This is a genomic window from Pseudomonas sp. 2835 (assembly GCF_050435905.1).
In the GTDB taxonomy this organism is placed as follows: domain Bacteria; phylum Pseudomonadota; class Gammaproteobacteria; order Pseudomonadales; family Pseudomonadaceae; genus Aquipseudomonas.
In genome coordinates, this window is sequence record NZ_JBNDLE010000020.1 from 86862 (window position 1) to 95399 (window position 8538).

The 8538-nt window shown below is 59.7% G+C and carries 12 protein-coding genes and 2 pseudogenes; 3 read left to right on the plus strand and 11 right to left on the minus strand.

Going from position 1 to position 8538, the window contains the following annotated elements; genetic code table 11:
* Positions 1-162: 162 nt before the first annotated feature.
* Positions 163-981 (minus strand): shikimate 5-dehydrogenase, encoded by an 819-nt coding sequence (locus ABIE20_RS22920; protein WP_429507511.1) that lies wholly within the window; start codon positions 979-981, stop codon positions 163-165.
* A 255-nt stretch (positions 982-1236) separates the two neighbouring features.
* On the opposite strand from ABIE20_RS22920, the gene ABIE20_RS22925 reads away from it, so the two are divergent.
* Positions 1237-1419, plus strand: coding sequence for a hypothetical protein (locus ABIE20_RS22925; protein WP_429507513.1), 183 nt, complete (start codon positions 1237-1239; stop codon positions 1417-1419).
* Between the two features lie 318 nt (positions 1420-1737).
* Here ABIE20_RS22925 and ABIE20_RS22930 read toward each other — a convergent pair whose 3' ends face one another.
* Positions 1738-2031: a hypothetical protein gene (locus tag ABIE20_RS22930; protein ID WP_429507514.1), complete on the minus strand. Its 294-nt coding sequence runs from the start codon at positions 2029-2031 to the stop codon at positions 1738-1740.
* 152 nt (positions 2032-2183) lie between these two features.
* On the opposite strand from ABIE20_RS22930, the gene ABIE20_RS22935 reads away from it, so the two are divergent.
* Entirely contained in the window at positions 2184-3215 is a 1032-nt protein-coding gene (locus ABIE20_RS22935) for an acyltransferase family protein (RefSeq protein WP_429507515.1), read from the plus strand.
* A gap of 230 nt (positions 3216-3445) precedes the next feature.
* Here the strand turns inward: ABIE20_RS22935 and ABIE20_RS22940 are convergent.
* A pseudogene (locus tag ABIE20_RS22940) lies at positions 3446-3619 on the minus strand (DUF2514 family protein); the annotation flags it as partial.
* Positions 3620-3671: 52 nt separating this feature from the next.
* Between ABIE20_RS22940 and ABIE20_RS22945 the strand changes: the two are divergent.
* Positions 3672-4283 (plus strand): hypothetical protein, encoded by a 612-nt coding sequence (locus ABIE20_RS22945; RefSeq protein ID WP_429507516.1) that lies wholly within the window; start codon positions 3672-3674, stop codon positions 4281-4283.
* Positions 4284-4297: 14 nt separating this feature from the next.
* On the opposite strand, the gene ABIE20_RS22950 is transcribed toward ABIE20_RS22945, so the two are convergent.
* From ABIE20_RS22950 to ABIE20_RS22985, 8 genes and pseudogenes are all read right to left on the minus strand, one after another.
* Positions 4298-4585, minus strand: a complete 288-nt coding sequence (locus tag ABIE20_RS22950; protein ID WP_429507518.1) for a hypothetical protein — start codon at positions 4583-4585, stop codon at positions 4298-4300.
* Positions 4582-4944, minus strand: a complete 363-nt coding sequence (locus ABIE20_RS22955; RefSeq protein ID WP_429507519.1) for a hypothetical protein — start codon at positions 4942-4944, stop codon at positions 4582-4584. Before ABIE20_RS22955 ends, ABIE20_RS22950 begins: the two co-directional genes overlap by 4 nt.
* Positions 4941-5564 carry a glycoside hydrolase family 19 protein gene (locus ABIE20_RS22960; protein WP_429507520.1) on the minus strand — a complete coding sequence of 208 codons (624 nt, stop codon included), beginning with the start codon at positions 5562-5564 and terminating at the stop codon, positions 4941-4943. The genes ABIE20_RS22955 and ABIE20_RS22960 overlap by 4 nt, the downstream gene beginning before the upstream one ends.
* Positions 5565-5573: 9 nt before the next feature.
* Complete coding sequence (locus ABIE20_RS22965) at positions 5574-6383, minus strand: phage tail protein (protein ID WP_429507522.1); 810 nt, start codon at positions 6381-6383, stop codon at positions 5574-5576.
* Positions 6384-6441: 58 nt separating this feature from the next.
* The gene (locus ABIE20_RS22970; RefSeq protein ID WP_093382574.1) at positions 6442-6669 is read right to left on the minus strand and encodes a hypothetical protein; all 228 of its coding nucleotides are present in this window, start codon (positions 6667-6669) and stop codon (positions 6442-6444) included.
* The gene (locus ABIE20_RS22975) at positions 6666-7007 is read right to left on the minus strand and encodes a hypothetical protein (protein ID WP_429507524.1); all 342 of its coding nucleotides are present in this window, start codon (positions 7005-7007) and stop codon (positions 6666-6668) included. The genes ABIE20_RS22970 and ABIE20_RS22975 overlap by 4 nt, the downstream gene beginning before the upstream one ends.
* Positions 7004-7855: a phage tail protein gene (locus ABIE20_RS22980; protein ID WP_429507526.1), complete on the minus strand. Its 852-nt coding sequence runs from the start codon at positions 7853-7855 to the stop codon at positions 7004-7006. The genes ABIE20_RS22975 and ABIE20_RS22980 overlap by 4 nt, the downstream gene beginning before the upstream one ends.
* An 11-nt stretch (positions 7856-7866) precedes the next feature.
* Positions 7867-8538 (minus strand): annotated as a pseudogene (locus ABIE20_RS22985) (hypothetical protein); the annotation flags it as partial.

Consider the following 8538-nt stretch of genomic DNA (forward strand, 5'->3'; position numbering starts at 1 on the left):
TGGCAAAGCCAGCTCCCACAGGGTTCGGTGCCAACAGATCCATTGTGACAAACCAGCTCCCCCAAGGGTTGGATTGGTGTCCAACTTCTTGGGGGCAGTCCAGGGTTTGGTGTACACAGATCCACTGTGGGAGCCGGCCTTGCCGGCGATGGGGCCTACGCACTACCCGCGGGCAAACGCCACCGCCCGCGCCACCTGCTCCGCTGTCGGCCGCACTCCGGTGTACAGCACAAACTGCTCCAGCGCCTGCAGGGCGATCACCTCCAGCCCGGTAATCACCGGTATGCCCAAGCGCTGGGCCTCGACGATCAACGGCGTCAGCGCCGGCATCGCCACCACATCGAATACCCGCTGCGCCGCCGCTATAGCCTCGGGGGCAAATGCCAACTGTTCGGCTTCAACCCCACCGGCCATGCCGATCGGCGTGACATTGACCAGCATCGGCGGGCACAGGTCGCCCAGCTCTGCCTGCCAGCGATAGCCACAACTGTCGGCCAGCTGCCGCCCGGCCTGTTCGTTGCGGGCGACGATAATGCCCTGGGTAAAGCCCGCATCGCGCAGGGCACAGGCCACCGCCTTGGCCATGCCGCCGCTGCCGCGCAGGGCGAAGGCCGTAAACGGATCGATCTGGTGACGCAGGAGCAAATGGCGCACGGCCAGGTAGTCGGTGTTATAGCCTTCCAGGTGGCCATTGGTATTGACGATGGTGTTGATCGACTCGATGACCGCCGCCGACGGGTCAACACCGTCGACCAGGGCCAGGCAGGCTTCCTTGTAAGGCATCGACACACCACAACCGCGGATACCCAAGGCACGTATACCGGCAACGGCTGCAGGAAGGTCGTCGGTAGTCATGGCCTTGTAGTAGAAATCCAGATCCAGTTGCTGATACAGGTGGTTGTGAAAGCGCACGCCAAAGGTACCCGGCCGTCCCGCCAACGAGATGCACAGCTGGGTGTCTTTGCCTGGAAATGTTGCCATTGAAATCTCCTCAGGAAACGGACCGGCACCGTGCCCTCGCCCGCCGCAGACCGCTGATCGGCCCTTACATAACCTTTACTCTGAACCTGTGTGATTTTTTCGGTTCCCGCCGCCTTGTAAATATCCCTGACGTCGGGGTTGTTCCGTGAGGAGTGACTATGAAGCGTCATGACTGATGATCACTATCGAGCGCGTTGATTTCAACCGTCCGCCACTCGACGCTAAGGTAGGCCCATGACTCACGGGAGGAACCCCATGGCCCCTATCAACATCATGTCCGTCATTGGCAGCGCCGTCCCCGCCTCGCTCAGGGAGCTGGGCCTGCTGGCCTGCTGGTACCTGGTACGCAATGGCGAAGCGATTTCCGGACCCTTGACCTCGCTGCCTGCCGCCCAGGCCCTCGCCGACCGACTCGAAAGCCCCGGTTTGCAAGCCTGAAGCCAGTCCCCGTTTTATCGTGCGTTGCTCCGCACAGCCCCTTGCCCCGCCCTTTGGCGGGGCTTTTTATGGGCGGTCGAAAGGCGCCTAGATTAAGTTTTTTTCATTTGCACGATAGCGCTGTCCGGGCAATCGACAGGATCTGAGCCATACTCCAAAGATGTTTTTTGCGTTTTTCTGTGTGAGCCAAAGTGGCAGAACCCAGTAAATCCGGGGGTTTTGCCACTCTGCTCTACACGCAAGTACACACCGAAACGCAACAGTTGGTACAAAAATTGGTACAGCAACTTCCCCTCCTCCGGCGTTCTGCCGACCCCACTACTCCTCCCTGCACCACCACGACTGCGCATAGAAGGCGCCGTCCACTTCCTCAATCCCGGTCAGGTTCATCCCGACCTGGGCCATGCCGGTGATCTTCACATCGAGCAGCCGCGGGAAAGCGTCGGGACCAGGTCCCGAGCTGAAGATCCATGCACTGATTGTCGAGCGCCCAAGGCTTTCGCTGTGACATTCACTGATCTGGATGTCGCCGGCCAGCGGCTGCATCTTCCGCAACTGATCGACCGGAATGGCAACGCCAAGCTTTCGCCGGCGCAGGATGAGAAAGCGCATGCTGGTCACCACTGTACAAAAACACAGCATGCTATGGATTTGCCCAAGGCCTGGCAATTACCGATCAGCGGCAAGCTTGGGATATCTTCAGGGTTTGCGCATCGAGTCGTGAAACTCATGTAGAATCATTCAATTTATAAGTGACGTTGAAAATGCTTAACTCCGTCCAGGCACTACGAGCTTTAGCCGCGTGGCTAGTTGTTTTCCATCACTACATGCAGGTGGCCTATAACTTCCAGTTAACGGACCCGATTTCTGTAGCGCTGCACAGATATGGAGCGATTGGGGTTGATCTTTTCTTTGTAATAAGTGGCTTCGTTATCTACCTATCTACAACAGGCAGAAATATCACTCCCTTGGAATTTTCCGCCCATCGCCTGGCTCGTGTAGTGCCAGCTTATTGGATGTTCACGCTCGCGACAGCTGCCACTATAGTACTTGTCCCAGGAATGATTCCGTACACTCTCTTCGAACCGGTTTTCCTGCTGAAAAGTTTGCTGCTCATTCCAGTGCAGAATCCTACCGGCATAGGTTTCTTCCCAATGATGACCGTGGGATGGACGCTAAACTACGAGATGGCATTCTACGCAGTATTTTTAATATCCATGTTTTTCCCGAACAAAGCACGAACCTTTGCGCTAGTGCTTGGGGTGTGCCTGATTTACTGGGCCGTCCCGACACTGGGTGGAGCGTCCGAATTTTACGGAAATCCAATTATATTTGAGTTTCTACTTGGTGTTGCCATTGCTTATGCATACCGGCAAGGGTTGGTGGACAAAATTAAGCCAGCCGTCGCATTGGTGGCTGCCGGGTGCGCACTAGGCCTTATAGTTTATAACGGACAGGTAACACATAGCCTTGCCTGGTCAGGAATCCCCTGCGCTATTATTATTCTATGCGCTATTTCCCAAGAGCGCAGACTACCCAAGCTCACCATACTCACCAAGCTTGGAGACTGGTCTTACTCCACCTACCTGTGCCATGTCTTAATCATATGCGCAACGGTGAGGGCAGGAAGTATTCTACATTTAAATCCTGTCATCACCTTCATCGTGGCGATGGTCGGAATTTGTCTAGTTTCGGCTTTTAGCTTCCATGCTATTGAAAGGCCAATCTCTAGGCTAGTGAAGAGCACCCGGAGCGCTAAATCTAAAACATGGCCGCAAAAAGAGGGTGCAGAGTGATGTTTGACTCAATGGAAGAAACCCTTTTCTTGCGCTGCCGGGTAGCGATAGTGTCGCAGATGATGTTGCGCACAGCACGCATTCGAGTTGTTCACGAGCTGGCAGAATGTGAGCTGATGCCACTGCAGCGTGTGCACTGAACCGCCTGGTAGCGCCGCTGCGCATCGATGGCCTGCCGAATCAGCGGCTCTCCAGCCTCGATAACTCCCGCCAGGGTCTTCTTCACACTACTAATCTACCTGTTTGATCAGCGCAGTATAGGACGCCTCGCACGCCACCCCTGCTATTCTGGCTCGGTCATACGCTTTCGCCAGCTCTCCCGCTCGAGCATCAGCCCGTGCGAACAGGTCGGAGAGCACCATAGCGGCGCGGGTGTCTGCTGTGATTCTGGTGAAGGCAGCTGTACAAGTGGCAGAATGCAATTTTAAGGATACACAGCCGTCAGGGAGTTAAGTAATGCTCGGAGTTGATGTGTTCGAAACCGCATACCGTGAGCTGGCCAGCCGATACGAAAGCCTGACCAAAGATGTGTATCTGGTCCCAGCCGATAAGATGAAGGGATGCTCTGATCTGCTAGGGCTCTGCCAGGTTGAATACGACGAAAAGCTCTACTTCAACGACGAGTCGGCAGACCTGGAAAGTTACGGCCGGGGAGACGCCGGAGGCGTGACCATAAATTTCCTCTTGAGAGGGAAAGGCCGCAGCGCCGTGTTCATCAACGAAAATTGTCTTCCCGATGGCACTCGCGAAGATCTCGTCTGGCTTTGGCGATACAACTCGCTGCACCATGAGCTGATGCATGCGCTTGACTTCAACAAGCAAAAAAATTTCAACACTGCTCGCCGGACATTGGACCTTGTTGGCGCTGAGGCTTTTGCTGATCACAAGACCCTGATACATCTCAAGTCTAAAAGCTCGTGCGGCTTCATGAAAATTGCATTGCAGCAGTACGCTATCAATGCCCAGTCAATGGGCGAGAAAGGCGGTATCAGATCAGATATCTATGCCCGGCTTACCAAAAAGATCGATAGCAAGACCATTGATTACTGGGCAACAATGGAGATCTAAATAGCGTATGCCCTTTAGCGGCATGCTGCAGTCGCTGCCTCCAACAGCTTTTCATACCCGATCCGCTGCCTTCGTTCAGCCATCAGAGCTCGCACCTTTACCTCCAGACTGTCAGTCTTCCGCAGGCCGGAAGCTGCCCAGGGCGGCACGGCCACTTCTGGCGCACGGCACGGCACCTGCACTGGCACCTCGACGCGCACGTACTGGGCCGATGGCGGCGCCTTGGCCGCACACCCCGACAGCAGCAGTCCAGCCAGCAGGAATAGTTTCTGGAGTATTTTGCAGCCGATCTTGTCGTTCAAAGGCCGAGCTCCTTGTCGATGATCGAGGTGGCAGCGGCGCAGCGATCGCCGCCGGTGCGTTCCTGCTGCAGCCGGTTCGCCGCGGCGTAGTCGAGATCCGCACTCACCTTGGCTTCGCTCACCGCCTGCTCAGCAGCTGACTGCCGGGCGCTCGCCGCCAACACCAGGTCGCCCAGGGTCTTGCCCTGCTCCTGCGCCAGCCCGGCAAGGTTGTCGAGGCCAGCTTTGCACTGAGTTGCCTGGTCCTGCTCCGCGTCGAGCAGCGGCCGGAAGTGGCTGGTGGTCGCCCAACTGCCGACCGCGATACCCAGCAGGATCAGCAGGCCGGCGCCGGCAACCCGTAACATCCAGGCGCTCATGCCAGCACCTTCAGCGCGCGGTCATACAGCGCCTTTCGCTCGGCGGCACCATGCGGAACCCGGCCAGGCTTGCCGGTGTTGATCACGCTGCCGATATCCTGGAAGCGGCCGGCGTCGGCCAGCTCATTCAGACCGTGGGTCGACCACCACCAGGCGGCGGACATGGCGGCGTGCTCAGGCTGCTCGATCAGCTCGGGGTTGTCCTCCAGCGGCAGGGTCAGGCCGGCGCCGGCAGCGGCATAGTTCGACCGGCCGGTAAGCTGGATCAGCCCGCGTCCACGGTACCGCCAGCCGTCCCCCGGGCGGGTGTTGCCCATGCGCCCGCTGTAGACGATGCTGGCGATCTTTTCCGGTTGCCGCGCGCAGACTGCCGCTGACACTGCGGTAAACCGGCTGGGCCAGGTGCGCACCAGCGCTTCGGCGCTGTAGTTCAGGTTCTCCACCAGATTGCGCAGCTGGCCCGACTCATGGCCGACCTGGGCCAGGAACGCCGCCACGCGCACCGGGCTGTCGATCTTGTAGCGCGCCATGGCCCGGTTCAGTGCAGGCAAAAAAATGCCCGCGACTGGGCGGGCGTTCGGGAGGATCTGCAGCAACTGCTGCTCGGTCAAAGGGGTCATGCGTTTCTCCTAGTTGAACCAGCGGCCGATGGCGTGGCAGTGCACGGTGGCCACGGACGTACTGATGAAGCTGTTGGTGCCGCCGGCAGTACGCCATAGCCGCGGCACACACTGGACTGTGTTGATAGAGGCGGCCATCGCGGGACCGAACTCGGCAAACGTTACTGGCGCTGAGTCTGCTGACGAGCCCTGAATCGGAGTGGCGGTGACCTTTGGCGCTGCCGAAAAGGCGGCAGGAAATGGCCAGGTCTTGAGCAATGTGGTGGCCGAACTGAACTCGAGCACAACCGCTGCAGTGCAAATGAGGGTGCCGTTGGCAAACTTCACGTACTCGCCGTTCGCGTTGGTGCCTGACTCGATGATCGCGCCGGTGGGTACACCCGAGGCCTGCGAGACGGTACCGACGATATCCGCCACCGCCGCTGTCTTCAGGCCGAGGCCATTCCGACCACCTGCCTGCGTCGTTCCGCCCGTCCCGCCCTTGGCGACCGGCACCACGTTCTCCGTCGACACGGCGCCCAGCGAGGAAAGCGCCACGCCCCACTGGTCGATGATCTGGTGCATCCGATCAGCTGCAGCCTTGGGCCACCCTTGAATCGGCACCAGGGCGTAGGCGCCTGCGGAAACAGTCGAACCCAGATAGCCGGGCTCGATGCTCAGCGACGTCGGGCTGATGATGTTCGTGACCTCGTACTGCCGGCCGTCCGGCCCGACCCAGGCGTCACCGACCCGGCCATTCAAGGTGAACGCCGTGCCGGTACCGGTGACCGTCTTCTGGCCAGCTGTTACGGCCACTGTTCCTGCTCTGCTCCAGGGCATGCTTTTCTCCAGGCAAAAATAAACCCGCTCGATGGCGGGTGCGCTGACGCTCTGACTGTTACTGCGGGAGCGGGTAGCGTTCCTTGATGGCGGCGACCGCGGCGGTCCAGGCGCTGTAATCGGGCTCAGTGCCGGCAGCCAGCGCGTCATATTCAGCCTCGAACTTCAGGCGATCGCTCTCGGCGGTATAGGCCGCACGCCGGGACGCCAGCGCCGCGTCGCGCTCTGCCTGGCGGGCCTCATTGGCTTTCTGCTCCGCGGTTTTGACCTTACTGAAGTCGATCATGCATCGGTCTCCTCTGTTGCTTCCGCCACGGCTGGCTTGGGGTCTTGGTCGGTCGGCAGCGCAATCGGGCCGTCCGGGGCGCCGACAATGTCCGCAGGGAAGCGCGATCGCTCCCCGGCTTCGGCGCCGTGCGGCATGGTGATCGGAATGACCAACACGCCGTTGATGCGCTCCACCGGCTGGTTGATCCACGGGCAGCCAATGGCCTCGGCCGGGAGCGTGGCGCCATCTGGCAGCGGACCGAAGTCATACGGCAAGCCATTGATGGTCAGCACGTCGCCCAGCTTGTGGATGGTCAGGGTGGCGTCCGAGTTGATCGGTATCAGTTTGAGTCTCATGCGTACCACCTGCCTTGGGCTGTCATTACAAAGTCTGCTGTGATGGTCCTGGACGTCATGGACATGACCAGGCCCTGATAGGTCGTCGCGGTCACCGCATTCGGCTGGGTGAAAACCGTCTGCGCCCGCGCGCTGAATGTGAACTGAGGCGGCGCGATAAAGGCCGCCGGGAAGCCGAACGTCGGCGTGGCCCCGATGAATAGCCCGTCCTGGGCGAAGGTGACCGCCTGGGAGAAGTTCAGCGTGGCCGAACAGATCATCGTGCCATCGGCAAATTTGGTGTAGCGGCCCGAGGCGTTGGAACCACGCTCGATGATCGCGCCCGTCGATACCCCGCCCGATTGGGAAACCGTGCCCACGGCATTTGCCGTTGCGGCCGTTCCCAGCCCCAACCCAGCGCGGCCAGCCGCAGCTGTGTTGCCGCCGGTGCCGCCCTGGGCAACGCTGAGCGCGGTGGTCAGGCCCAGAAGTGCCGTGATGTCGGCGTTCTGGCCCCGGGTGGCGGCAAAGATGTTCGCCCTTAGTGTTGACGCATCAGCAGCGCCACCAAACAGAACCAGCGTTGCGCCGTACTGCTGGTTAACCCCATTGAAGGCATCCCTGAGCAGCTTGTCGTACCCCTGCACCGGGGTGATTGAGTAGGTGCCGCCGGTTACGGTGGAGCCTTGGTAAGCCGGGAGAATGCTCAGCACTGTTCCGCTGGCGATGTTAGTCACCTCGTACCAACGACCATCCGGGCCGAGGAACGCATCACCCACTCGGGCGTTTGCCGAGAAGGCGGTGCCGGTACCGGTCACCGTGTTCTGGCCGGCCGTGATGGCGACCGTGCCTGTTCTGTACCATGGCATATGGGCTTCCTTTAAATCGGTTTCATCGGCCGCGCAGCAAACAGCGTGCGGCCATTGGCGGTAAGTGGGTTGATGCCCGAGCCGTTGTCGACATACATCTGCAGCATCCCCCTGTTGCCAGGCCAGAAGCCCCCGAAGTTCGCTCGTATCGGCTGAGTCGTTTGCACGACGTTCGTACAAGAGAACAGCGCATTGGCCAGCACGTAGTCGTCATAGCTGCCGGTCCAGGGCATCTGCTGGCTTGGCGAGTAGCTGCCGGAGCCGCTGATGGGGTCGCCCGCCTGTACGAACATGTTGGTGGCCGGCTGGCTGTTCAGCGAAGTGATGTTGGCCGACGTGACGAACAGTCGAACGCCGTTGGCGTCGCGTATCGAAGCCCCATATGGATCGAGTGGCGAGGCGTCAACCATATAGCTCGAGCAGAACCACTTGATGGTCATGAACTGCTGCCAGGCGCTGCCATGCAACGGGTGTGGCCAGGCCTTCAGCCTGAACCCCGTCCAGTTCCCCGGGCCACCCTTTACCGAGAAGTTGCCGACCATCATGTAGTCGACCGCATTCAAGAAAACCAGCGGCCTCTCGGTTGTAGTGATCGGCGCCGGGAAGTTGATGTCCGCCCACTGGATGAACTGCGCCTGCTGGCCGGGTATCACCTGCTGGCCGAACTGGAAGCTGCCACTGTG

Bases quoted from the DNA above. Each gene is read 5' to 3' on its own strand.
- ABIE20_RS22920 (WP_429507511.1), bottom strand. From the start codon at position 981: ATGGCAACATTTCCAGGCAAAGACACCCAGCTGTGCATCTCGTTGGCG.
- ABIE20_RS22925 (WP_429507513.1), top strand. From the start codon at position 1,237: ATGGCCCCTATCAACATCATGTCCGTCATTGGCAGCGCCGTCCCCGCC.
- ABIE20_RS22930 (WP_429507514.1), bottom strand. From the start codon at position 2,031: ATGCGCTTTCTCATCCTGCGCCGGCGAAAGCTTGGCGTTGCCATTCCG.
- ABIE20_RS22935 (WP_429507515.1), top strand. From the start codon at position 2,184: ATGCTTAACTCCGTCCAGGCACTACGAGCTTTAGCCGCGTGGCTAGTT.
- ABIE20_RS22945 (WP_429507516.1), top strand. From the start codon at position 3,672: ATGCTCGGAGTTGATGTGTTCGAAACCGCATACCGTGAGCTGGCCAGC.
- ABIE20_RS22955 (WP_429507519.1), bottom strand. From the start codon at position 4,944: ATGAGCGCCTGGATGTTACGGGTTGCCGGCGCCGGCCTGCTGATCCTG.
- ABIE20_RS22960 (WP_429507520.1), bottom strand. From the start codon at position 5,564: ATGACCCCTTTGACCGAGCAGCAGTTGCTGCAGATCCTCCCGAACGCC.
- ABIE20_RS22965 (WP_429507522.1), bottom strand. From the start codon at position 6,383: ATGCCCTGGAGCAGAGCAGGAACAGTGGCCGTAACAGCTGGCCAGAAG.
- ABIE20_RS22970 (WP_093382574.1), bottom strand. From the start codon at position 6,669: ATGATCGACTTCAGTAAGGTCAAAACCGCGGAGCAGAAAGCCAATGAG.
- ABIE20_RS22975 (WP_429507524.1), bottom strand. From the start codon at position 7,007: ATGAGACTCAAACTGATACCGATCAACTCGGACGCCACCCTGACCATC.
- ABIE20_RS22980 (WP_429507526.1), bottom strand. From the start codon at position 7,855: ATGCCATGGTACAGAACAGGCACGGTCGCCATCACGGCCGGCCAGAAC.